At 66.7% G+C, this 22,987-nt stretch carries 24 protein-coding genes; 10 read left to right on the forward strand and 14 right to left on the reverse strand.

Annotated elements, in window-relative coordinates; all coding sequences use genetic code 11:
- Positions 1-98 precede the first annotated feature (98 nt).
- The gene (locus Q7V45_RS20520; protein WP_304855521.1) at positions 99-557 is read left to right on the forward strand and encodes a CBS domain-containing protein; all 459 of its coding nucleotides are present in this window, start codon (positions 99-101) and stop codon (positions 555-557) included.
- Positions 554-886, forward strand: coding sequence for a hypothetical protein (locus tag Q7V45_RS20525; protein ID WP_304855522.1), 333 nt, complete (start codon positions 554-556; stop codon positions 884-886). Before Q7V45_RS20520 ends, Q7V45_RS20525 begins: the two co-directional genes overlap by 4 nt.
- Here the strand turns inward: Q7V45_RS20525 and Q7V45_RS20530 are convergent.
- Positions 883-1,254, reverse strand: a complete 372-nt coding sequence (locus tag Q7V45_RS20530; RefSeq protein ID WP_304855524.1) for a copper-binding protein — start codon at positions 1,252-1,254, stop codon at positions 883-885. The genes Q7V45_RS20525 and Q7V45_RS20530 overlap by 4 nt on opposite strands.
- A 203-nt stretch (positions 1,255-1,457) precedes the next feature.
- Complete coding sequence (locus Q7V45_RS20535; protein WP_304855526.1) at positions 1,458-1,781, reverse strand: 4a-hydroxytetrahydrobiopterin dehydratase; 324 nt, start codon at positions 1,779-1,781, stop codon at positions 1,458-1,460.
- 45 nt (positions 1,782-1,826) lie between these two features.
- Here Q7V45_RS20535 and Q7V45_RS20540 point away from each other — a divergent pair, with 45 nt between their 5' ends.
- Positions 1,827-3,368, forward strand: coding sequence for an ABC transporter substrate-binding protein (locus Q7V45_RS20540; protein ID WP_304855529.1), 1,542 nt, complete (start codon positions 1,827-1,829; stop codon positions 3,366-3,368).
- Between the two features lie 99 nt (positions 3,369-3,467).
- Here the strand turns inward: Q7V45_RS20540 and Q7V45_RS20545 are convergent, their stop codons facing one another.
- The 4 genes from Q7V45_RS20545 to Q7V45_RS20560 are packed head-to-tail and all read right to left on the reverse strand — an operon-like array spanning position 3,468 to position 7,160.
- Positions 3,468-4,433: an ABC transporter ATP-binding protein gene (locus Q7V45_RS20545; RefSeq protein ID WP_304855531.1), complete on the reverse strand. Its 966-nt coding sequence runs from the start codon at positions 4,431-4,433 to the stop codon at positions 3,468-3,470.
- Positions 4,430-5,386, reverse strand: coding sequence for an ABC transporter ATP-binding protein (locus Q7V45_RS20550; RefSeq protein WP_304855532.1), 957 nt, complete (start codon positions 5,384-5,386; stop codon positions 4,430-4,432). The genes Q7V45_RS20545 and Q7V45_RS20550 overlap by 4 nt, the downstream gene beginning before the upstream one ends.
- Complete coding sequence (locus Q7V45_RS20555; RefSeq protein WP_304855534.1) at positions 5,383-6,249, reverse strand: ABC transporter permease; 867 nt, start codon at positions 6,247-6,249, stop codon at positions 5,383-5,385. Before Q7V45_RS20555 ends, Q7V45_RS20550 begins: the two co-directional genes overlap by 4 nt.
- Positions 6,246-7,160, reverse strand: coding sequence for an ABC transporter permease (locus tag Q7V45_RS20560; protein WP_304855535.1), 915 nt, complete (start codon positions 7,158-7,160; stop codon positions 6,246-6,248). Before Q7V45_RS20560 ends, Q7V45_RS20555 begins: the two co-directional genes overlap by 4 nt.
- A gap of 135 nt (positions 7,161-7,295) precedes the next feature.
- Between Q7V45_RS20560 and Q7V45_RS20565 the strand changes: the two genes are divergently transcribed.
- Positions 7,296-7,751: a metallopeptidase family protein gene (locus Q7V45_RS20565; RefSeq protein WP_304855537.1), complete on the forward strand. Its 456-nt coding sequence runs from the start codon at positions 7,296-7,298 to the stop codon at positions 7,749-7,751.
- Between the two features lie 158 nt (positions 7,752-7,909).
- Here the strand turns inward: Q7V45_RS20565 and Q7V45_RS20570 are convergent, their stop codons facing one another.
- Genes Q7V45_RS20570 through Q7V45_RS20585 form a run of 4 tightly spaced genes read right to left on the reverse strand, consistent with a single transcriptional unit; the run spans position 7,910 to position 11,559 of the window.
- Positions 7,910-8,623, reverse strand: a complete 714-nt coding sequence (locus Q7V45_RS20570; RefSeq protein ID WP_304855539.1) for a superoxide dismutase — start codon at positions 8,621-8,623, stop codon at positions 7,910-7,912.
- A 35-nt stretch (positions 8,624-8,658) separates the two neighbouring features.
- The gene (locus Q7V45_RS20575; RefSeq protein ID WP_304855541.1) at positions 8,659-10,071 is read right to left on the reverse strand and encodes a DUF1254 domain-containing protein; all 1,413 of its coding nucleotides are present in this window, start codon (positions 10,069-10,071) and stop codon (positions 8,659-8,661) included.
- Positions 10,068-10,610, reverse strand: a complete 543-nt coding sequence (locus tag Q7V45_RS20580; RefSeq protein WP_304855542.1) for a mismatch-specific DNA-glycosylase — start codon at positions 10,608-10,610, stop codon at positions 10,068-10,070. The genes Q7V45_RS20575 and Q7V45_RS20580 overlap by 4 nt, the downstream gene beginning before the upstream one ends.
- Entirely contained in the window at positions 10,585-11,559 is a 975-nt protein-coding gene (locus Q7V45_RS20585) for a tripartite tricarboxylate transporter substrate binding protein (RefSeq protein WP_304855544.1), read from the reverse strand. The genes Q7V45_RS20580 and Q7V45_RS20585 overlap by 26 nt, the downstream gene beginning before the upstream one ends.
- Positions 11,560-11,712: 153 nt before the next feature.
- Here Q7V45_RS20585 and Q7V45_RS20590 point away from each other — a divergent pair, with 153 nt between their 5' ends.
- Genes Q7V45_RS20590 through Q7V45_RS20600 form a run of 3 tightly spaced genes read left to right on the forward strand, consistent with a single transcriptional unit; the run spans position 11,713 to position 15,118 of the window.
- The gene (locus Q7V45_RS20590) at positions 11,713-12,873 is read left to right on the forward strand and encodes an acyl-CoA dehydrogenase family protein (RefSeq protein ID WP_304855546.1); all 1,161 of its coding nucleotides are present in this window, start codon (positions 11,713-11,715) and stop codon (positions 12,871-12,873) included.
- Positions 12,870-14,015 carry a CaiB/BaiF CoA-transferase family protein gene (locus tag Q7V45_RS20595; RefSeq protein WP_304855547.1) on the forward strand — a complete coding sequence of 382 codons (1,146 nt, stop codon included), beginning with the start codon at positions 12,870-12,872 and terminating at the stop codon, positions 14,013-14,015. The genes Q7V45_RS20590 and Q7V45_RS20595 overlap by 4 nt, the downstream gene beginning before the upstream one ends.
- Positions 14,012-15,118, forward strand: a complete 1,107-nt coding sequence (locus tag Q7V45_RS20600) for a CaiB/BaiF CoA-transferase family protein (RefSeq protein ID WP_304855548.1) — start codon at positions 14,012-14,014, stop codon at positions 15,116-15,118. The genes Q7V45_RS20595 and Q7V45_RS20600 overlap by 4 nt, the downstream gene beginning before the upstream one ends.
- 100 nt (positions 15,119-15,218) lie before the next feature.
- On the opposite strand, the gene Q7V45_RS20605 is transcribed toward Q7V45_RS20600, so the two are convergent.
- The 3 genes from Q7V45_RS20605 to Q7V45_RS20615 form a co-directional block, all read right to left on the reverse strand.
- Positions 15,219-15,533, reverse strand: coding sequence for a GIY-YIG nuclease family protein (locus Q7V45_RS20605; protein WP_304855550.1), 315 nt, complete (start codon positions 15,531-15,533; stop codon positions 15,219-15,221).
- Between the two features lie 110 nt (positions 15,534-15,643).
- Positions 15,644-17,437: an acyl-CoA dehydrogenase family protein gene (locus Q7V45_RS20610; protein ID WP_304855551.1), complete on the reverse strand. Its 1,794-nt coding sequence runs from the start codon at positions 17,435-17,437 to the stop codon at positions 15,644-15,646.
- Positions 17,438-17,464: 27 nt separating this feature from the next.
- Positions 17,465-18,199 (reverse strand): NAD-dependent deacylase, encoded by a 735-nt coding sequence (locus Q7V45_RS20615; RefSeq protein WP_304855553.1) that lies wholly within the window; start codon positions 18,197-18,199, stop codon positions 17,465-17,467.
- Positions 18,200-18,234: 35 nt separating this feature from the next.
- Here Q7V45_RS20615 and Q7V45_RS20620 point away from each other — a divergent pair, with 35 nt between their 5' ends.
- A complete protein-coding gene (locus Q7V45_RS20620) occupies positions 18,235-18,720 on the forward strand; it encodes a low molecular weight protein-tyrosine-phosphatase (protein ID WP_304855554.1) in 486 nt (161 codons plus the stop codon).
- Here the strand turns inward: Q7V45_RS20620 and Q7V45_RS20625 are convergent.
- Positions 18,704-20,854: a N,N-dimethylformamidase beta subunit family domain-containing protein gene (locus Q7V45_RS20625; RefSeq protein ID WP_304855557.1), complete on the reverse strand. Its 2,151-nt coding sequence runs from the start codon at positions 20,852-20,854 to the stop codon at positions 18,704-18,706. The genes Q7V45_RS20620 and Q7V45_RS20625 overlap by 17 nt on opposite strands.
- 53 nt (positions 20,855-20,907) lie before the next feature.
- Here Q7V45_RS20625 and Q7V45_RS20630 point away from each other — a divergent pair, with 53 nt between their 5' ends.
- Together Q7V45_RS20630 and Q7V45_RS20635 are read left to right on the forward strand one after the other, a co-directional pair.
- Positions 20,908-21,921: a tripartite tricarboxylate transporter substrate binding protein gene (locus Q7V45_RS20630; RefSeq protein WP_304855558.1), complete on the forward strand. Its 1,014-nt coding sequence runs from the start codon at positions 20,908-20,910 to the stop codon at positions 21,919-21,921.
- Positions 21,918-22,961 (forward strand): phosphotriesterase, encoded by a 1,044-nt coding sequence (locus Q7V45_RS20635; protein WP_304855560.1) that lies wholly within the window; start codon positions 21,918-21,920, stop codon positions 22,959-22,961. The genes Q7V45_RS20630 and Q7V45_RS20635 overlap by 4 nt, the downstream gene beginning before the upstream one ends.
- The last annotated feature ends 26 nt before the right edge of the window (positions 22,962-22,987 follow it).

Genomic DNA, 22,987 nt, shown 5'->3' on the forward strand with positions numbered 1-22,987 from the left:
ATTGCCAATCGTTGGCGGGCCGCGCGGTGGGTCGGCGCGCAACCACTTTCCCGGCGCCGGCATTGCTTTGCTGAACCCCAAACGAGAGGAGCAATGCCATGCGAGTGAGCGAGGCGATGACGCGCGACGTCTGCGTTGCGAGGCCGGACCATACGATCGAAGAGGCTGCTCGGATGATGCTGGCGATCGATGTCGGCCTCCTGCCGGTGGGCGACGAGGACCGGCTGGCCGGCATGATCACGGACCGTGACATAGCCGTTCGCGGGATCGGCAACGGCAAGGGTCCCGCGACCGAAGTGAGCGAGGTCATGACGCAGGACGTGAAATATTGCTTCTCCGACGAGGACACCGCGCACGTCGCCGGGAACATGGGCGACTTGCAGGTGCGGCGCCTGCCGGTGGTCGATCGCGACAAGCGCCTGGTCGGCATCCTGTCGCTGGCCGACGTCGCGTCGCATGAGAATGACGGCCGCCGGGTCGGCAATGCCCTGCGCGAGATCGCCCAGCCGGGCGGCGAGCACAATCAGGGCGACGAGGAGCGTGGGAGGGGCCTGTGAGTTCGCCGCATGCCGCCGTCTGGCTGAACGCCGACGAGGCTCACATCTATCGCTTCGGTGCAGGCGAAGTCGAGAAGCGCGACGTGAAGGCCGGCGGGGATGGTCGCGTTCGCGACGATCGGGCCTATTTCGAAGCGATCCTCGCCGAACTGACGGAGGTGCAGGGCTGGATGATCGCGGGCCCGACGGGCCCGCTGAACGACTTCGAGAAATACGTCCGCGTCGGCCACGCCGAGGAGCTTGGAGGAAAGCTGCTGGGCGTCGAGGTGATGGATCACCCGCGCGATGGCGAACTGCTTCGCCACGCGCGGAAGCGGCTGGTGTCCTAGTTGCTGTTCTCCAGATGCCTCAGCACATAACGACGGCCGTCGCGTTCGACCTCGAAGCGGACGCGATCGCCCGCGCTCAGACCTTTGAGGATTGTCGGATCTTCGACGCTGAAAACCCTGACCCCGCCTTCGGGCAGGAGGGGAAGCGGACGATAATCCAGGGTGATCTTCCCCGCCGCGGGATCGATCGCGACGACACGGCCGCTCGCGAGGGGGGCGTCGTCCGGGGCCTCGGCGGAACAGGTCTGAATGTCTGGATTGCCGTCCGCGTCGGTCGCGACGGGCAGGGCGGCGGCCGAAAGGGACGAGAGAGGCGAAAGCGCCATCGCGGCAAGCGCCGCAGCAAGCGTGAAGGACTTGGTAGACATCGGGCTGAACTTTCCAGAATTGGACGCTACACAGGACTTTCAATCTGGGACGGGGCTGCCGGATTTCCAGTGGTTACAGGTCGGTTACGAAGCAACGATCACGCTGATCACAGCCCCGAAAGCGCGTGTTTTCGGGGCTAATCTATTTGCGCGACACCAGTAGGTAAACTCGAGTTGAACCGCGGTTGAAGACTCCGCGGCACTCAGGCGACGGAGTCGATGACCTTGGCCAGCGCCACGTCCTTCTCCGACAGGCCGCCGGCGTCGTGCGTGCTGAGAACGATCTCGACCTTGTTGTAGACGTTGGACCATTCCGGATGGTGGTCGGCCTTCTCGGCGGCCATCGCGACGCGGGTCATGAAGCCCCAGGCTTCGTTGAAGTCGGCGAACTTGAAGCTCTTCTGGAGGGCATCGCGCCCGCGCACCTTCTTCCAGCCCTTGATCGAGGCCAGGGCCTGGGTGCGGGCTTTGCCGGCGAGTTTGGCGGTCATCTGTTCTCTCCTCGGTTGGCGTGAAGCTTGCCTCATCGCGGGCCAGCAGCCTAGGCTCGCTCCAACAAACCGGAGGCTTTCTTGAAAATCACCCGTCGCACTGCCCTGCTTTCGACCACCGCCGCTGCCCTCGGCGCCGCGGCTGCCGTCCCACAAGCCTTCGCCCAGAAGAACGCCGACCAGCTGCGCATCCTGTTCAACGATGCCGTGCCCAACGTCGACATGTATTTCAACAGCCAGCGTACCGGCCTGATCCTGGCGCACCAGGCCTGGGACATGCTGGTGCATCGCGATCCCGCGACCTTCGAGATCAAGCCGTCGCTGGCTACCGACTGGAAGTTCACCGATGACACCACGCTCGATCTCACGATCCGCCAGGGCGTGAAGTTCCACGACGGCAGCACGCTCTCGCCCGACGATGTCGTCTACACGATCAACATGGCCGCCGATCCCGCCTCCAAGGTGGCGACGCCGTCGAACTACGCCTGGATCGACAAGGCCGAGAAGACCGGCGACTGGACCGTGCGCATCAAGATGAAGCGGCCGACGCCGGCGGCACTCGAATATCTCGCCATGGTCACGCCGATCCATCCCAAGGCCTATCGCGAGAAGGTCGGGCCGGAAGGCTTCTCGGCCAAGCCGGTCGGCGCGGGCCCGTACAAGATCGTCAAGAACGAGCAGGGCAAGGAAGTGTTCTTCGAGCGCTTCGACGATTACTGGAAGGGCTCGCCCAAGGGCGTCCCGGCGATCAAGAAGCTGCATGTCCGCTTCGTGCCCGACCTCGCCACCGCGGTGACCGAGCTGCTGGCCCAGCGCGCGGACTGGATCTGGAACATCAATCCCGACCAGACCAACGACATCAACAAGATGCCGTTCCTGCAGGCCGTGCGGCAGGAATCGATGCGAGTCGGCTATCTCTCGATCGACGCCGCGGGCCGATCCGGCGCTGACAACCCGCTGACCAAGCTCAAGGTGCGCCAGGCCATCTGGCACGCCGTCGACCGCAAGCAGTTCGCCGACAAGCTGGTCGGCGGCGGCAGCCGCGTGCCGCCGGCACCGTGCTTCCCCAGCCAGTTCGGCTGCGATGCCGACGCCGCCGTGAAGTATGACTTCGATCCGGCGAAGGCCAAGGCGCTGCTGGCCGAGGCGGGCTATCCCAACGGCTTCGACGTCGAGATGGTGAGCTACGTCCAGCCGACCTCGTGGGGCGCGGCGATCCAGAACTATCTCACCGCCGTCGGCATTCGCGTCAAGATCACCCAGCTTCAGGTCTCGCCGGCCATCCAGAAGGCCCAGAAGGGCGAGGCGCCGCTCTACATGGCAAGCTGGGGCAGCTACTCGATCAACGACGTCTCGGCGATCCTGCCCGTCATGTTCGGCGCCGGCGCGCTCGACAACTATTCGAGGGATCCCGAGCTCGAGAAGCTGGTCGCCGAAGGCGGCGCCACGTCCAACACCGAGGCCCGCAAGAAGGCCTACTCGGCCGCAGTGAAGATCGCGACCGAGAAGGCCTACTGGCTGCCGATCAACACCTACGTGAACACCTACGCCTTCTCGAAGGGCCTGGAGTTCAAGACTTTCCCGGACGAGCTGCCGCGCTTCTACTTCGCCAAATGGAAGTGACACGCCAAAGGCGTGTCATCCCGAGCGTAGCCGAGGGATCTTGCCTGTAGCGGGCAAGGTCTCTCCACTTCGCTTCGCTTCGGTCGAGACGACAGAGACTTAAGGAACCAGCAAACACTCCACGCCGCCGCCGGGCCGAGGCCTGAGCGGCGGCGTTTCTGTCGAGCAGCGCGGTTCGGCGATCGGGCAGCGCGGATGGAAGCGGCAGCCCGGCGGGATGTTGGCGGGGTCGGGCATCACGTCGCCCAGGCCGACATCGGGCACGCCGAGACCGGGCTCCGGCGTCAGCACCGAGGCCAGCAGCGCCTTGGTGTAGGGATGCTCCGGCTGGTGGAACAGCGCCTGCGTCGGCTTCTTCTCGACGATGCGGCCGAGATACATCACCGCCACCTCGCTCGCGACATGTTCGACGACCGCGAGATTGTGGCTGATGAACAGGTAGGTGAGGCCGAGGTCTCGGCGCAGCTCGGCCAGCAGGTTCAGGATCTGCGCCTGCACCGAGACGTCGAGGGCCGAGGTCGGCTCGTCGCACACCACGATGCGCGGCCGCAGCACGAGCGCGCGCGCGATGGCGACCCGCTGGCGCTGGCCACCGGACAGTTCGGCCGGCAGGCGGTTGCCCATCTCGCCGGGCAGGCCGACACGCTCCAGCATCTCGTCGACGCGCTTGGCGATCTCGGCGCGGGAGAAGCTGCCCTGCGCCTGCAGCGGCATCGCCACGATGTCGCGAATGCGGGTCAGCGGGTTGAGCGAGGAGAAGGGGTCCTGGAACACCGGCTGGATCAGGCGCGCGCGCGCCTTGCGGTCCATGTCGACGATGCGCTGCCCCTCGACCGCGATGTCGCCGGAATCGGGCGTGAGCAGGCCCAGGATCAGGCGGGCGAGGGTGGACTTGCCGCAGCCCGACTCGCCCACCACGCCCAGCACGCCGCCCGGGGGCACGGCGAAGGAGACGCCGTCGACGGCGACCACGCGGCGGTCCTTGCCCAGGATGCCGCCCGAGACACGGAAGGTCTTGCCGACCGACTTGAGTTCGATCGCCGGGAGGGTCGTCGTCGCGGTCATGGCGCCAGCCGGCAGAGATAGTCGTGGCCTGGCGCCGCTGTCTGATGCGGGACGGTGTGGGCGCAGGTGGCGTCGGCAAAGGTGCAGCGATCGCGGAAGCCGCAGCCTTCGAAGCCCGGGCCGATGCGCGGCACGGTGCCTGGAATGGAGCCCAGCGGCTCGTCCTGGCGCTGCTTGCCCGGCACCGGCACGCAGCGCAGCAGGCCTTGCGTGTAGGGGTGCTTGGGATCGGCGAAGAGCTGCGCGGTGGCCGCGCTCTCGACCACTTCGCCCGCATACATGACCGAGACGCGATGGGCGATACGGGCCACGATGCCGAGATCGTGGGTGATCAGCAGCAGGCCGAGGCCGAGGTCGCGCTGGAGCTGTGCCAGCAGGCGCAGGATCTGCGCCTGCACCGTGACGTCGAGCGCCGTGGTCGGCTCGTCGGCGATCAGGAGCTGCGGCTCGCACATCAGCGCCATGGCGATCATCACCCGCTGGCGCAGGCCGCCCGAGAGCTGGTGCGGGAACTGGCCGAGACGAAGCCCTGGCGCCGTGATGCCGACCTGGCCCAGCAGGTCGGCGGCGCGGTCGATGGCGACCCGCTGGCTCACTTTCTTGTGGCGGCGCATCACCTCGGTCATCTGCGAACCGATCGTATAGGCCGGATTGAGGCTGGTCATGGGCTCCTGGAAGATCATCGCCATGGCATTGCCGCGAAGCCGCGCCATGCCCCGGTCGTCGAGCTTCAGCAGGTCTTCGCCCTGGAAGGTGAGGCGCTGCGCCGTGCGATGGCCGCCGCGCGCCAGCAGGTTCATGATCGCGAGCGCGGTCACCGACTTGCCGCAGCCCGATTCCCCCACCAGGCAATGGGTCTCGCCGCGCTCGACCGTGAGCGAGGCGCCGCGCACCGCCGAGGTGCGGCCGCCGAACCCGACCTCGAGCCGCTCGACGTCCAGAAGCGCGCTCATGTGCGCGACCGCGTGCCGAAGGCGTCGCGCAAGCCGTCGCCCAGCAGGTTGATGCCGAGCACCAGCACGAACAGAGCCACGCCCGGAATGACGATCACCCAGGGGCTGAAGAACATGTAGTCCTTGGCCTCGGCGATCATCAGGCCCCAGGAGGGCAGCGGCGGCGGGACGCCGAGGCCGAGGAACGACAGCGTCGCTTCGAGCAGGATGGCCAGGGCGACCTCGAGGGTCGCCACCACGACGAGGTGGCTCGCGATGTTGGGCAGGACTTCGCGCGTCAGGACACGGAAGCGCGAACAGCCGGCGCACCAGGCGGCGGCGACGAAGTCGAGATTGCGCACCTGCATGGAGGTCGAGCGTGCGACCACCGCGAAGCGGTCCCACAGGAGGAGGCCGAGCGTCAGCACCAGCAGGGTCATCGAAGTGCCGAGCAGGCCCACCACGGCGAGCGCCACGAGGACGACGGGGATGGAGAGGCGCGTGGTGATGGCGAACAGCACGGCGTCGTCGATGCGGCCGCCGAAGAAGCCGCCCAGCACGCCGATGGTGATGCCGATCACGCCGGAGACGATGGTGACGGTGACCCCGATCAGCATCGAGATGCGGCAGCCCCAGATCAGGCGCGAGAGATAGTCGCGGCCGAGCTGGTCGGTGCCGAGGATGAAGTCCGGATTGTGACCTTCCATCCAGAACGGCACGAGCAGGCGGCGGTTGAGGTCCTGCGCGAACGGATCGTGCGGTACGATCAGCGGTGCGAAGATCGCGCAGAACAGCGCAAGACCGACGATGACGGCGCCGATCCACGTGCCCGCGCTTCTCCAGCCCCGGCGCGGGCCGGCATTGATGGCGACGGCAGTACTCATGCGCGCAGCCGCGGATCGAGCACGGCATTCAACAGGTCGGAGACCATCGTCAGGGCCACATAGATGACGGCGAGCACCAGTACGACGGCCTGCACCACCGGGAAATCGTTCTTGGCGATGCTCTCCCAGGCGAGGAAGCCGACACCGTGCAGGGCGAAGACCTGCTCGATGACGATCGAGCCGCCCAGCATGAACCCGAGCTGAACGGCCGCGATGGCGACGACGGGGATGGCGGCGTTGCGCAGGGCGTGCTTCAGCAGGATCGAGGCGCGCGACAGCCCCTTGGCACGCGCGGTGCGGATGTAGTCGCTGCCCATCGCCTGGATCATGCCGGCGCGCGTGAGGCGGGTGAGGGCCGGCACCGCTGAGAAGGCGAGCACGATGCCCGGCATGACGAAATGCTCCCACGAACCGGTGCCCGAGATCGGCAGCCAGCCCAGGCTGAGGCCGAAGACGATCATCAGCAGGAGGCCCAGCCAGAAGGACGGCATGGCCTGCCCGATCAGGGCGACCATCTGCACCGCGCGATCGAAATTGGTGTTCTCGCGGACCGCGGCGAGGATCCCCATCGGAATCGAAATGAGGAGCGCGAGCGAGAGGCCCGTCAGGCCGAGCGTCAGGGTCACCGGCATGCGCTCGGCAATCAACGTCGAGACGCGGGTCTGGAAGAAGTAGCTGTTGCCGAGATCGCCGGTCACCGCGCGTCCGACCCAGTCGAGGAACTGCTCGAGCACGGGGCGGTCGAGCCCGTAGGCCTTGCGCACCGCCTCGATGTCGGCCGCCGTGGCGTTGGGGCCGGCGATCGAGATGGCGAGGTCGCCCGACAGCCGTGTGAGGATGAAGGCGAGGGTCATGACCGTCGCCGCGACGAGCAGCGCCACGATCAGGCGGCGGAAGAGAAAACGAAGCATGTGCGGCGGGAGCTTAGTGCGGATCGATCACGAAGGCGACCATGCGAATACCGCGCCAACTTCGGGATCGGGAGGTACACAAGCGGTCACGACGGGGCGCTTGGCGTGGACGCGCTGGTCCTATAAGGGGGAGTCATGCCGGTCTTCAACAATCCTCGGCGCATGCCCTGTTTCGGCCTGGCGCCCACACTGGAGGATTTCGAAGCGATCGCCGCCGAGGCGCTCGCGACGATTCCCGAGGAATTCCGTCGACATATCGGCAATGTGCGCATCCAGATCGAAGACTTCCCGAGCGACGAGATCGAGAAGCAGATGGAACTCGAGACGCCGTTCGATCTGCTCGGCCTCTATCAGGGCGTGTCGATGATGGAGCGCGGTGCCGGTCATGTCGCCAACGACATCGACCGCATCTTCCTCTATCGCCGACCGATCCTCGACTACTGGTGCGAATCGGGCGAGGATCTGCCGCACATCGTGCGCCATGTATTGATCCACGAGATCGGCCATCACTTCGGCCTGAGCGACGACGACATGGAAGCGATCGAAGCCAAGGCCGAGGAAGAATCGCAGCGCGTGCAGCCCAACGCCTAACACTCCCGTCGTCTCGACCGTAGCGCCCCTCGAATGGCTCGGGGCAGGCTCCGCTGCGGAGTGGAGAGACCTTCTCTCGACGATTTGCAGGCTTTTGGGGGAGAGAAGATCTCTCCACTCCGCACCTTCGGTGCTTCGGTCGAGAGGACGGGTTTGCTTTAAACCCGCATCGCCTCGCGATAGAGGCGCTCGGCGTTCGTCCACTTGATCGCCAGCATGAAGGCGTCGATGTACTTCGCCGTGTCGGTGCCGTAGTCGGCCGCATAGGCGTGGTCGTACATGTCCATGGCGAGCAGCGGCACGGCGCCGGCCGGGGCCATCGAATCGTTTTCGGCGCGGGAGTTCACCAGACGCTTGTCGCGCGGGGCGTAGGCCAGGATCACCCAGCCGGTTCCCGAGGCCAGGGACTTCCCGATGCCGACGAATTCCGCCTTCCAGCGGTCGAGGCTGCCGAAATCGCGCGACAGGGCCTGGGCCAGCAGGCCTGCGGGCTGGGTCGGCGCCTCGGCCAGCCCATCGAAATAGATCTCGTGCAGGACCGTCGAATTCTGCGCGGCCTGCTCGTCCCGCTTCAGCTTGCCGAGTTTTTCGGGTGGCACGGCGGAAAAGTCGAGCCTGGCCAGCTCTTCCCCGACCGCATTCAGCGTCTTCACCGCATCGGCATAGTCTTTGTCATGGTGATTGCGCAGCAGATCGGCCGACAGGCCCTTCACCTTCTCGGGGTTCAGGATCAGCGGCTTGGGCGTCGCCTTCGGCACGGGGACGGCAATCGCCACCTGCGGCGGCATCTGCTGGGAGCGTGCGCCAACTGCGAGACCACAAGCCAGCAGGCCGGCGCCCATGGCCAGAGAGCGGCGGGAGATGTCGGTCATGGGGGCCTCCTGCTTGTTCGCAGGAGCAACGCCGATCAGCGAGAGGAGTTGCGACGCACCGCCGGCACGCGGTAGCGGCCATCCCTCATCGCCTCGTCGGGTTGATAGGCGCGCAGGACCAGTCGCATCGGCCCGCCCGGTGCCGGCAGCCAGTTGGCGGCGCGCTCGCCCTGCGGGCGTTCGCGCTGGATGTAGATCGTGAGGGACCCATCGGCGTCGCGAGTCAGGTCGGGGGTGTGATCGCCGATCGAGTGGCGGGCGATCGGATTGTCGACGAAGAAGGCGCGGCCCTCCGGCGTCACCTCGTAGGCCGACAGCGACCAGAAGGCGCGTGCCGGCGGCAGGCGGTCGGCCGAAAAGGTGAGCGTGTAACGCTGCGCCCCGGAGAGAGGCCGTCGGTCCGCATCGACCGCGCAGCTCACATAGACCGCCTCTCCCGGAATCAGGGCCCCGAGTGCCGTCAGCGCCGTGGCGGCGCGATAGAGGTAGTCGTCGCCGAAATTGCCGAGGTGCCGCTCGCCATAGGTCCAGCCGTCGATCGTGCGGCCGCGCCCGGCGGCAGCACGGATGTCGGCATGACCCTGCTCCATGCCGGCGCGAATGGCGCGCCGCTCGGCATCGCCGAAGGCGCGCTGGTCGAACCTGCGTCCGGGCTTCAGCTTCAGCGGGGCAAGCGACTCGAACAGCGGGCGGTCGCGTTCGGGCAGCGGGCTCTCGCCCAGTGCCCGCATGCCGATGTCGAACAGGTCGAAGGGGACGCCGGGATCGGCGGCCGGCCAGTCGGCGACCGGCTCGGGCGGCGCCTGCGTGCGGAAGCGCATCAGCTCGCCGGTCTCGAGGATGCGTCGTTCGTTGCGCATGTCGGGCGTCTCCAGCAGCACGCGGTTCTGCAGGATGCGCACGCGGTCGAGTTCCCCGGGGCCGTCGACCAGGATGCGACCGAGCAGCCATGCCGAGGTGGTGGGCGCGCGGACCAACGTCACGTCGCCCGGCGCGTCGCCGTTCCACTTCGGCCCGACGATCATGTGTGTCGCGAGGCCGTTGCCTTTGAGGCGATTGCTGACGACGAGGAAGTTGTTGGTGAACAGGTCGACGAAGGCGTAGCTGTAATAGAGATCACCGACCGGCGGTACGGTCAGGAACAGCGGTTCCAGCGACAGGTCGAGCCAGGCGGAGGAATAGAGCGTGTCGGAATTGGGCGTCGTCACGTCGCGCGTACGTGGATCGGCGAGCGTCGGTACGTGGCGGAAGCGGTTGAGGCGCTGGCGTTGCGGGTTGCTCTCGTCGACCGTCGCGCGCCAGCGGGCGCGGTACATCTCGTAGACCGGGAAGAGGTAGATCGTGGCGCGTCGTGCGAGGTCGCGCACCACCGCCGTGGTGTCCTGGGCTTCCGCCAGCGCAGGCAGGCCCATCAGCCCGGCAAGCGTGGCACGGCGGCCGATCCTCATGCCACGCGCTCGCGCAGACGCCGCCTTTCGGTGACGAAGGTGGCGGCTTCCTTCCAGGGCGCCAGCGTCCAGAAGGAGCGGGCGCGGCCCGAGGGCGAGGCCAGCACGAAGGCCACCGCGCCTTCGAGAGGCTCCGCCTGCCGTCCATAGGCCGGCGCCTTGAGGCCAAGGGCGAGCGCCGCGGCCTTCTTGGAGGTGAAGGCGATGGCGGCGGGCCGGAAGCGCCGCAGCTTGGCGTGCAGCGACGGCGCATCCATCGCTTCGGGGGTGAGCTCATGGTCCGACCCGACCTCGGTCTTGTTGAGGTCGGTCAGGCCGAGGCCCAGCGTCAGCAGCTCGGGATAGCGCTGCGGCGTCAGCCGTTCCGGCGTCAGGCCGACCGCGTGCAGGGTCGGCCAGAAGGCGTTGCCGGGATTGGCGTAGTAGGCGCGCGCCCTGAACGAGGCCGGGCTCGGCGCGGTGCCACAGAACACCAGGTCGAGGCCCGGCGCCAAAAGGTCCGGAATGAGCGGGCTATTCCGCCTTGATGCCCGCGGCACGGATGACCTCGCCCCAGCGCTTGATCTCGGTCTGGATGTAGGCATCGATCTCGGGGACCGTCATGACGCCGGGCTCGAAGCCGCCGGCCTTCATGCTCTCCATCACGTCGGGAGACTTCAGCGCCTTCTCGGTTGCGATCCGAAGCCTGTCCTTGATCTTCGCCGGTGTGCCGGTTGGCACCGCCCAGATCGACCAGGAGGTCACGACCAGGTCCGGCGAGACGGACTCGGCGAAAGTGGGGGTGTCCGGCAGGATGGTCGAGCGCTTGGCGCCGCTCGACGCCATCGGCTTCAGCTTGCCGGCCCTGACCTGCCCCATCAGCGAGTCGATGTTGGAGATGACCATCGGCAGATGGCCGGCCAGCACGTCGGCCGCCGCCGCGGCGGCGCCGCGATAGCTGACGAAGGTGATGTCGGCACCGGTCTTCTGCTTGAACAGCTCCATCGTCAGCGTCGGCGACGTGCCGAGGCCCGATGAGCCGAACGAATACTTGCCGGGCTCCTTCTTTGCGGCCTCGAGCAGCTTGGGCAGCGTGTCGTGCGGGAAGCTGGGACTGCAGCACAGCAGGTTGGGCTGCGTACCGATCCAGGCCACGGTCTCCAGGTCGGTGACGGCGTTGTAGGCCGGCTTGCGATAGAGGTGGGGCACCAGCGCGTGGCTGCCGATGTTGCCCAGCAGCACCGAATAGCCGTCGGCCGGCGACTTGGCGACATTGTCGGCGGCGATCGATCCGCCGGCGCCGGTGCGGTTCTCGACCACGAAGGTCTGGCCGAACTCGTCGCTGAGCTTCACCGCAAGGCGGCGGGCGATATTGTCCTGCGAGCCGCCCGGCGTGAACGGGCAGACGATGCGGACATTGCGGTTGGGCCAGTCGTCGCGCTGCGCCAGGGCGAAGGTCGGCATGAACGGCAGCGTCGCCAGGCCGGCCGTGAAGTGACGTCTCCTCATCGCGTCTTTCCTTTTGTTCAGAGTTTGTTGGGCGCGATGATGCACGAGGTGTGTCGCGCCGCCTAGGGCCGTCCCTCGCCTGGATTTCGTCCTGAGGTTCCGCGGCCTTGTCCGCCCCCTTCCGTCGGGCATGATGGCGGCCGGGAGGACCGAATGAAGACGATCGACAAGGCCGACGAAGCCCAGCTGCTTGCCACCATCGACCGCTGGATCGAGCGGGAGGTGGCGCCGCGCGTGAAGGAATTCGACCATGCCGACAAGTGGCCGGCGGAGATCGTCGAGCAGATGAAGGAACTCGGCCTGTTCGGCGCCACGATCAGCCCGGAATATGGCGGGCTCGGCCTGCCGGCCACGACCTACGCCGAGATCGTGATGCGCGTCTCGTCGGTCTGGATGGCCATCACCGGCATCTTCAACTCCCACCTGATGCTGGCGCTGGCGGTCGAGAAGTTCGGCACGCCGCGCCAGAAGGAGCGCTGGTTGCCCAAGTTCGCCACGGGCGAGATCCGGGGCGGTCTTGCGTTGACTGAACCCGATGCCGGCACCGACCTGCAGTCGATCCGCATGGTCGCCAGGCGCGACGGCAACGACGGCTACGTGATCAACGGCACCAAGACCTGGATCTCGAATGGCATCGAGGGCCACTGCTTCGCCATGCTGGTGAAGACCGATCCCGAGGCCAGCCCGCGCCACACCGGCATGAGCCTGTTCATCACGCCCAAGGGGCCGGGCTTCACGGTCGGCCGCAAGCTCGAGAAGCTCGGCTACAAGTCGATCGATTCCGGCGAGCTGGTGTTCGACGACTACAGGATCCCGGCCGATCACCTGATCGGCGAGGTCGAGGGCCAGGGCTTCGCGCAGGTCGCGGGCGGGCTCGAGCTCGGCCGCATCAACGTGGCCTCGCGCGGCGTCGGCATCGCCGAGGGCGCGCTGCGGCTCGCGACCAGCTACTCCCAGATGCGCAGGACCTTCGGCAAGCCGATCTGCGAGCATCAGGCGATCCAGCTCAAACTGGGCGAGATGGCGACGCGCGCCCGCGCCGCCCGCCTCCTGACGCTCGACGCCGCCGCCATCTTCGACCGTGGCGAACGCTGCGACATGGAAGCCGGCATGGCCAAGTATTTCGCTTCGGAGGCCGCCCTGGAGAACAGCATCGAATCGATGCGCATCCACGGCGCCTACGGCTACTCCAAGGAATACGACATAGAGCGCCTCTATCGCGACGCGCCGCTGACCTGCATCGGCGAGGGCACCAACGAGATGCAGCGAATCATCATCGCGCGGCAGTTGATCAAGCGGAACCCGATCTCGTGAGCGGCAAGCCGCTCGAAGGCATCCGCGTCCTCACCCTGGAACAGTTCGGCGCCGGTCCATACGGCACGATGTTCCTGGCCGAGCTGGGCGCCGAGGTGATCAAGATCGAGGCGCCGCAGGGCGGCGATCCCTCGCGCCAGGTCGGACCCTACAAGCTTGGGCAGAACGACAGCGAATATTTCCAGGCCTGGAACCTCGGCAAGAAGAGCGTGACCCTCGACATGAAGTCGGAGGCGGGGCGTCGGCAGTTCGAGGCGCTGGTGAAAGGCGCCGACTGCGTCGTGAACAACATGCGCGGCACGCAGCCCGCGAAGCTCGGCATCGACTATGCCAGCCTGAAGCATCTGAAGCCCTCGATCGTCTGCCTCCACATCTCGGCCTACGGGCGCGATAATGAACGCAGAGATTGGCCGGGCTACGACTTCCTGATGCAGGCCGAGGCCGGGCTGATGGAGCTGACCGGCGAGCCCGACGGGCCGCCAACGCGCGTCGGCGTTTCGATGATCGACAGCATGAGCGGCCTGACGGGCATTGTCGGCCTGCTGAGCTGCCTGCTGCGCGCCCGCACCACGGGGCAGGGCTGCGACGTCGATACCTGCCTCTATGATGTCGCCATGCACCAGCTCACCTATCCCGGCCTCTGGTACCTGAACGAGGGCGATGTCTCGCCGCGGGTGCCGAGGAGCGCGCATCTTTCGCTGGCGCCGGTCCAGACCTTCCCGACCAAGGACGGCTGGATCTTCATCATGTGCATGACGCAGAAATTCTGGCTGAACCTGTGCGAAGTGATGGGACGCGGCGATCTCGTCACCGATCCACGCTTTCCCGATCCCAATACACGCGCGCGCAATCGTGCCTCGATGTCGGTCGAGCTCGACGTGACCTTTCGCACACGCACGACGGCCGAGTGGCTCGCTGCCATGAACGGGCTGCTGCCGGCCGCGCCGGTCTATCGGTTGGATCAAGCGCTCGACAGCGATTTCGCACGTGCCACCGGCATGGTCTCCGCCGTGCCGCATCCGGTGAGAGGCGAGCTGCGCGTCCTCGCCAATCCCCTGCGCATCGATGGCGAGCGCCTGGCGCAGGCCGCTTGCGCAGCCCTCGGCGCCGACAACGAAGAACTGCTGGGCAAGTCGTCATGAAACTTCAGGGCATCAAGGTCGTCGATCTCTCCTGGTTCCTGCCGGGTCCCTATCTCACTACGTCGCTGGCCGATCACGGCGCCGAGGTGATCAAGGTCGAGCCGCCGGGCGAGGGCGATCCCGGCCGTCACATCCTGCCGCCCGACCAGCGCACTTCGGTGTTCTTCCGCAACATGGGCCGCGGCAAGAAGAGCGTCGTGCTCGACCTCAAGAGCGAGCAGGGCCGTGCCGATCTCTTCCGTCTCGCCTGCGAGGCCGACGTGCTGGTCGAATCGTTCCGGCCCGGCGTCGCCGCCCGCTTCGGCATCGGCTACGAGGCCGTCGCGGCGAAGAACCCCGGCATCGTCTATTGCTCGATCAGCGCCTTCGGCCAGGACGGCGCCTATCCCGGCCGCGCCGCGCACGATCTCGCGCTGGAGGCCATGACCGGCGTGCTGAGCCTGACCCTGGGCGACGACGGCCGCCCCGCCATCCCCGGCATTCCGGTCGCCGACCTGGTGAGCGGTCTCCATGGTCTGGCCGGCGTGCTGATGGCGCTGCTGCGCCGCAAGGATACCGGCCGCGGCGACTATATCGACGTCTCGATGCACGAATCGCTGATGGCCTCCTGCGCCAACGTGGTCGGCACGACCTTCGCCGAGAACAAGGCGCCCGACGTGAAGCAGCAGCGCACGACCGGCGGCTCGGCATTCTATCGCGTCTACGACACGTCCGACGGCCGCCAGCTCGTGATCGCGGGCCAGGAGATGAAGTTCATCAGGAATCTGCTGGGGGCACTCGGCAAACCGGAGATGGCGCCGCTCTGCGAATGGCCCGGTGCGCACCAGAAGCCGGTAATGGACTTTCTCGCCGAAACCTTCCGCGCGAAGCCGCTCGCCCACTGGATGGACTATCTCGCGACGCTCGACATCTGCTACGGCCCGGTGAACACGCTCCCCGAAGCCATCGCCGACGCCAACCTGCAGAAGCGCGGCTTCATGGTGACCGACGCCGAAGGCCGCCTCCACTTCGGCCCCGTGGTGCGCTTCAGGAACGAACCGTCGAGCCCGCTCTATCGCGAGCCGCTGCTGGGTGAGCACACGGAGGAGGTACTCAGGCGTTAGAGGAAAGGTCCCTCGCTTCGCTCGGGATGACAATTATGGGGTTGCCAAAGGTGTGCGTCCGCGAATGACATTGCGCACGTCATTGATAAAACCAAAATTGTCATCCCGAGCGAAGCGAGGGACCTTTGCCGATGTTTGGATCAAGTAAATCGGCCCAAGTCGGATTGGCGGCTTCGACCAACGCGTCCTTCTTGGACCTTCGCCAGCCTTTGATCTGCTTCTCACGCACGATCGCGTCTTCGATCTGCTGATATTCCTCGGCATAGACCAAAGTATGAACCCGATACTGCCGCGTGAAGGCGCCACCCGTGCCGGCCCGATGCTCGGCGATGCGCTTCCCTAAATCATTTGTGACGCCGACATACATCACGTTGCGCTTAACGTTCGTGAGAATGTAGACGTAGTAGGTGAACATCGGTCGCCAAAGGTCCCTCGCTGCGCTCGGGATGACAACTTTCCGTAACAAATAGTGTTAGTCAACAACCCAAAATTGTCATCCCGAGCGCAGCGAGGGACCTTTTGTTGCTATGCCGCCACCAACGCCACAGCCTTCGCCAACGGCACGGGCGCGTCGTCGAGGAGGAGGTTGATCGCTTCTTCCTCCCAACCTGACTCACCGAGCGACAGTGGATCCTGCGGCGCCAGGCGGTATTCGATGACGAGGCGTGACAGGAGGAGGCGGCGGGCATCGCCGCCTTCTGCGCCCAGCGTCGCGCCTTCCCAGGCCAGGAGGGCCGCCGTCGTGGCGTGATAGAGGGCGCCGGCGGCGAGGCGGGAGCGCTTTTCCTGTCTGGGATCGGCGGCAACCGCCTCGACGAAGCGTTCGACCCGGTCGAGCGTGGCGCCGAGCAGGCCCTTGTACTGGCCGGGCAGGGCACCGCTGGGTTCGTACTTCGCCTTCAGCGCGGCGGACAGCGTCTTGTGGCCGCCCGACTTGCCGACGGCGCGCTGCACGACGTCCAGCGCGTTGATGTTGGAGGTGCCTTCCCAGATCGTGCCGATCTGGGCGTCGCGCACCAGCCGTGCCGTCACCCATTCCTCGATGTAGCCGATGCCGCCGCGGACCTCGAGGGCGGCGCTGGCGACCGGGATATTGTCGCGGCAGGCGCGGAACTTGTAGACCGGCGTCAGGACACGCAGCAGGTTCGCGGCGTCCTTGTCCCCCTTGTCGGCGCGGCCCATCGCGTCGGCGGAGAAGGCGAACATCGACAGCGCCTGCTCGGTCGGCAGCATGATCTTCATGAGCTGGCGGCGCAGCAGCGGATACTCCGACGTGGGTTTGCCGAAGGCGCGGCGGCCGCGCGCGGCGGCCAATGCCTCGTTGAGGCAGCGGCGCATCATCGAGGCGGCGCGCACGCCATGGCTCAGCCGCGACAGGTTGACCTGGCTCATCATCTGCTTGAAGCCGTGGTTCACGTCGCCGACCAGATAGGCGGTGGCGCCGTCGAGCACGATCTCGCCCGACGCCATGGAGCGCGTGCCGAGCTTGTCCTTCAGGCGCACGATCCGGTAGCTGTTGCGGGAGCCGTCCTCGAGGCGCCGCGGCAGGGCGAACATGGCGAGACCGCGGGTGCCCGCCGCCGCACCGCGCGGGCGCGCGAGGATCAACGCCAGGTCGGCATCGGCATGGCTGCAGAACCACTTCTGGCCGTAGATCTTCCAGCGCTCGATCCCGTCGGCCCCGACGCCGATGCGCTCGGCCTCGGTCTCCAGCGCGCCGACGTCGGAGCCGCCGGCCTTCTCCGTCATCAGCTGCGCGCCCTTCATCATGTGTGCCGGGTCCTGGCTCAGCAGCCGGTCCATCAGCAGGCGCTTCAGTTCGGGCGAGGCGTGGGTCTTCATCGTGAAGTTCGACGTGTCGGACATCGAGACCGGGCACATCAGCCCGAACTCGCCTTGCACGAAGAGATAGGTGAAGGCGTACTTCACCAGCGGGTGTGCCGGCTCCGCCAGGCCGAGCACGCCGGCGCGATGGCTCATCGCGTGCAGGCCGTACTCCTCATAGGCGATCTTCTCCATCTCGCGATAGGCGGGGTGGTAGTCGATCCAGTCCTCGTCGCGGCCGAAGCGGTCGCGCGGCTGCAGCACCGGCGGATGCTTGTCGGCGACCATCGCCAGCTCGTCGAGCCGGCCGCCGGCCAGCCCGCCCAGCCGCTCGAAGTGGGGCGTCATCTGCCGCAGCAGGCCGGGCTCCATGTAGAGCCGCATCAGGTCCTGGAACTGCCGGTCGATCGAATAGAAGTTCTGGCCGTGCACATCGACGGCGATGTGATGCGCGCCGTGCGGCCCTTCGTTCAGTCCGTGGGTCATGTCTGGCATGGGCTTCCTCCGTCTCTTCTTCTCGTTCTATCGCCAGCCCTGCGTCAGCACACGCGCCACATAGGGCGGCACGGTCCCGGTGGCGGGGCCATAGATGTGTTCCTGGAACAGGCTCTTGTTGCCGGTCGGCTCGAGGTTGAGCTCGACCGTGCGGGCGCGCGGCGCGTGGCGGCGCACGTGCAGCACGAAGCCGGCAGCGGGGTAGACCTCCCCCGAGGTGCCGATCGCCAGGAAAAGGCCGCAGCGCTCCAGCACCTCGTAGATCTCGTCGAGATGCAGCGGCATCTCGCCGAACCAGACGATGTTGGGCCGGAGCTCACCCACCGAATTGCAGTGAGGGCAGATCGACGTTGGATTGAGGTCGTGATCGGACGCGAACACCGTCTTGCATTCCATGCAACGGATTTCGCCGTCCTGCCCATGCATGTGGATCACCCGTTTCGACCCGGCCTGCTCGTGCAGCAGGTCGATGTTCTGGGTGATGATCGTCACTTCACCATCATACTCCCGTTCCAGCCGGGCCAGCGCCTTGTGTGCGTCGTTCGGGGCGATGCCGGCCGCGCGGAACAGGGCGCGTGTCCCATTATAGAAGTCGAGCACCTTCTTCTTGTCGCGGTGCCAGGCTTCCAGGGTCGCGACCTCCTCGAGGTCGACCCGGTTCCACAGCCCGTCAGCGTCGCGGAACGTGTCGATCCCGCTTTCCTTGGAAATGCCGGCGCCGGTCAGTACCGCGATGCCGGGCGGGAAGAAATCCTGATGCATGCCACCACTCTAGCGCCGTGCTAGGGTCGGCGACCATGACCATTGGCATCCTGTTCGTCTGCACCGCAAACCTCTGCCGCTCGCCCACGGCCGAAGGCGTGTTCCGCTCGCTGGCCACCAAGGCCGGCCTCGCCGACGCCTTCGAGATCGATTCCGCCGGCACCGGCGCCAGCCATGTCGGCCAGCCGCCGACCAAGCCGGCCATCGACGTGGCGACGGCGCGCGGATACGACATCACCGGTATCCGCGCGCGCCAGATCACGGGCGAGGACATCCGACACTTCGACCACGTGCTGGCGATGACACGTGGCCATCTCGTCGAGATGCGCTGGCTGGCGCCGCGCGACCTCGTGGACAAGCCGCAGCTCCTGATGAGCTATGCCCCGCCGCTCGGCATCCTCGACATTCCCGATCCGTTCGGCGGCACGGTCGACGACTACGAGCGGGCCATCGGCATGATCGAGTCCGCCACCCGCGGCCTGCTCGCCCGGCTGACGCCCGAAGTCAAAAAGGCCACTTGAGTCCGAGCTCGCCGAATTTGTTCACGACGTTGAAGGTGAGCCGCGACACGTCGTTGTCAAATTTGTTGTGGGGCAGGCTGCCGCAATAGGTGATCGAGCCGACCGAGAAGACCGCGCCACCTTTGGGCTTCTCGATATAGGTCATGTCGGCGCGGATCAGCTGCTCCAGCGTCTGGCCGGGAATGGTCGTGGTGAAGCCCAGCCGCTCCTCGTGGACCACGACGAAGTTCCGGCGGTCGTGGCCTTCCGACGAGGCCAGCACCACCGCGTTGAGCGGGCTGCCCAGCCGGTGGTCGAGCCGGTCGAGTTCGAAGCCCGCCGCACCGCCGCCCGAGAAGCCGTAGCCCCCGAACAACTCGTCCTTCACGCCCTCGAACACCCAGGCGTGGGTATTGTCGCGTGCCGCCGGCGATTGCCGGTAGGAATCGCCCACGAAGGTGCCCTGGCTCGAGAAGCCGATGCCGCAGAGGAGATTCGGCGGCCGGTCCGAGCGGCGCCACAGGCCGCCATAGGCGCCGTCGAAGGCGTGGTAATACTCGCCGGGTTCGGCCGCCCAGGTGCGGATGCCGCCCTCGGTCCGCCGCACCTCGATGGCGCCGGGCACCTTGGGTGACAGCGCCACGCGCCAATAGAAGCCGTTGCCGCCGAGATACATCAGCCGGCCGCCGCTCTCGGTATAGGCCTGCAGCGCGTCGAGCGTGCCCTCGGTGTGATATTCCGGATGCGAGCCGGTCAGCACGACCTTGTAGGAGGAGAGGATCTCAACGCCCTTCTCATCGAGATCGTGATCGGTCACCACGTCGAAGGCGATGCCCATGCGGTCGAGCCAGCCGGTGAGATGCGTGTCGGCCGGCAGGTGGCGCAGGCCCGATCCCGCCTCGTCGTTGAAGCTGAGGAAGTTCGGCCGCCAGGTGAGCAGCGGCCGCAGCCGCGAGGAATAGGCCACGCCCGAACCGTCGCGGTGATGGTTGTAGGTCGAGAGGCCATAGTCCCGGTGCTCGTCGGGATTGTGCGGATAGGCTTTCCAGTCGGCGACCCTCTTGCGGAAGGCATCGTCGTACACGCCGCGCGAGAAGTTGGAATAGACCTGATAGGTGAAGGTCGAGGCCAGATAGCAGACCTTGGCCTGCGGTTTGCCGACCTGCGGCCGCACGAAGAACGGGATGACGTCGCGCTGCGTCCCGCAGGAGAGCTGCATGCCGTAGATGCCGCTCTTCATTTCCTTGGGGATGGTGAAGCTGAAATCGTCGAGCCAGCCGCAATCGTGCAGGTCGTCGTCGTGGAAATGGATCGCCGCATAGTGATGCGGCGCGCGCCGCCAGTCGCGCTCGGCGCCGGTCCAGGCCGAGCCCTTCATGGCGCGGGTCGGCAGGTTGATCAGCTTGCCATGCAGACGGTTGGGGCCGGTATCCTCGATTTCCATCGAGTCCATGCGGCGGGTGAAATCCCAGGCGGCAAAGCCCTGGATGCGCGGCGCCTCGATCTTGCCGTTGAAGCAGCGCTGCGCCGGCCGGTCGGTTGCGGGCTCCGCACCGATCATCACCGGGGCGGCGGCCTCCAGGGCAGGAGACGACGCCTTGCCGCTCGCCTCGCCCTCGTCGTCGGTGCCGAAGGCGCGCGCCAGCGGTTGCTGGCCGACGCGCAGCGTGCCGCTCTCGGGATCGGCGCTCGCCCAGACGCGATACCAGATGCGCGCTCGCAGCTTCTTGCCCACCACGATGCGATCCGTGCCGGTTTCCAGCGCCATGCCGTCCGGCGTCAGCACCAGCGCGAATCCCGCGCCGGTGGCGGCCTCTCTCCGCGAGATCACGGTCTGCGGCCCGTCCTCGGGCAGGGTCGGCCAGATCAGCGCCTCGACCTGGAGCGCCCCGGGCAGTTCGATATCCTTCGCCCCCTCGACCAGGCCGTAGGAACCGGGCCAGGCGTGCTGCACGCGCGACGCGAAGCGGCCGTCGAACAGCTCGGACAGGTCCTCGAGCTTCGGCGGCGGTCCGCCGGGGTTGGGATCGCCGCGCACGATGCGGACCAGCATGGCGTGATAGGGTGCCGGTCCCGCGCTCGAGACCTTGAAGCTGATTTTCTCGCCGCTCCGTACCGAGATGCGATCTGTGTACCCAATCAATGCTGCGGTCACATTTAACTCCCAATTGGCGGACGATATAGTCGCCCGAACAAGGGAGCTTCGCCATGACCAATAAGACAATCGCCAGGATGATCGGGCGCCGCAGCCTCATCGCGGGCGCCGTTGCCGTTCCTCTTGCCGCCCCGATGCTGGCCCGCCACGGCTGGGCGCAATCGACCTACCCCAACAAGCAGGTCCGCGTCGTCGTGCCCTTCGCACCGGGCGGGACGACCGACCTGCTGGGCCGCATCGCCTCGGCGCACCTTCAGGAAGTCTGGGGCCAGACCTTCGTGGTCGACAACAAGAGCGGCGCCGGCGGCAATGTCGGGGCCGAGATCGTCGCCAAGTCCCCGGCCGACGGCTACACGCTGCTGCTCGGCACCGTCGGCACCGCCGTCACCAACCAGTTCCTCTACAAGAACATGCCCTACGACAGCGTGAAGAGCTTCGCGCCGGTCGCGCTGTTCGGCGAGGTCGCCAATGTGCTGGCGGTGCATCCCGACATGCCGGTGAAGACGGCCAAGGAATATGTCGAGTATTGCAAGAAGCAGGGCCCCAACAAGGTGAGCTTCGGCTCGCCGGCGATCGGTGGCACCGGCCATCTGGCGATGGAGTATTTCCAGTCGCTCGCGGGCTTCAAGGTCGAGCATGTCGTCTATCGCGGCAGCTCGCTGGTGCTGAAGGACCTGCTGGCCGGGCACATTCCCAGCACGATGGACAACCTGCCGCCCTACCTGCCGCACATTCAGTCCGGCACACTTCGGGCGCTGGGCGTGAGCTCGGGCAAGCGCTGGTTCGCGCTGCCGGATACGCCGACCATCGCCGAGCAGGGCTTCCCGGGCTTCGATGCGGCGCCCTGGTGGTACGTGGCGGCGCCGGCCGGCACGCCGCCGGAGATCGTGAAAAAGCTTTCCGACGAGCTGGTGAAGGCCTCCAAGGAGCCCGACGTCATCAAGAAGATCCGCGCCGCCGGCGCCGCCGAGCTGGGCGGCTCCTCGGAGGACCTCTCCAAGCACATGACCGCCGAGTATGCGAAGTGGAAGAAGGTCGTCGAGGCCGCGAAGCTGGAGCCGCAATGAGCCGTCCGGAGCTGAAGGGAAGAATCCAGACCGTCCTCGGGCCGATCGAGCCCGAGCGACTGGGGCGGACGCTGATGCACGAACACGTGCTGTGCGACATCCGTCCGCCCGGCACGCGCTCGGATAACGATCTCGGCCCCGAGATCACCCTGGAGAATGTCTGGCAGATCAACTACGGCCACGGCATCAAGCGCGCCGGCCGCAAGTACATGCTCGACCTCGAGGACATCGCCACCCGCGAGGTGGCGATGATGAAGCACGAGGGCGGCGACGCCATCGTCGAACTGTCCTGCGGCGGCCTCTCGCCCGATCCCAACGGGCTGCGCCGCATCGCGGCCGGCACCGGCGTCCATCTGGTGATGGGCTGCGGCTACTACGTGAACGACTACCAGGATCCCCGGAACCACGACCGCACGGTCGAGGACTTCGCCGCCGAGATGATCGGCCAGATCCACGACGGCGCCTGGGGCACCGACGTCTGTGCCGGCATGATCGGCGAGATCGGCTGCCAGGCGCCGTGGACCGACACCGAGAAGCGCGTGATGCAGGGCGCCTTCATCGCCGCCACCGAGACGGGCGCCTCGATCAACGTCCATCCCGGCCGCGATCCCGACCAGCCGCAGGAGATCGCCGACTTCGCCAAGGCGGCCGGCTTTCCGACCGAACGCATCGTCATCAGCCACATCGACCGCACCGTCTTCGACGAGCCGCGCCTGCTGAAGCTGGCCGACTCCGGCGTGACGGTCGAGTTCGACCTGTTCGGCCAGGAATCGAGCTATTACGGCCTGAGCGACATCGACATGCCCAACGACGCGACGCGGCTCAAGCTGATCCGCGCGCTTATCGAGGCCGGCCATCTCGAACGGGTCGTGATCAGCCACGACATCTGCTACCGCACCCGCCTTGCGAGCTTCGGCGGCCACGGCTACGGCCACATCTTCCGCAACGTCGTGCCGATGATGAACAAGCGCGGTTACAGCGAGGCCGAGATCGACGCGATCCTGGTCGGCAATCCGCGCCGGCTGCTGACGTTCGTTTGATGCTGACTCCAGTTGTCATCCTGAGC

The sequence above is a fragment of the Reyranella sp. genome, from assembly GCF_030651995.1.
In the GTDB taxonomy this organism is placed as follows: domain Bacteria; phylum Pseudomonadota; class Alphaproteobacteria; order Reyranellales; family Reyranellaceae; genus Reyranella.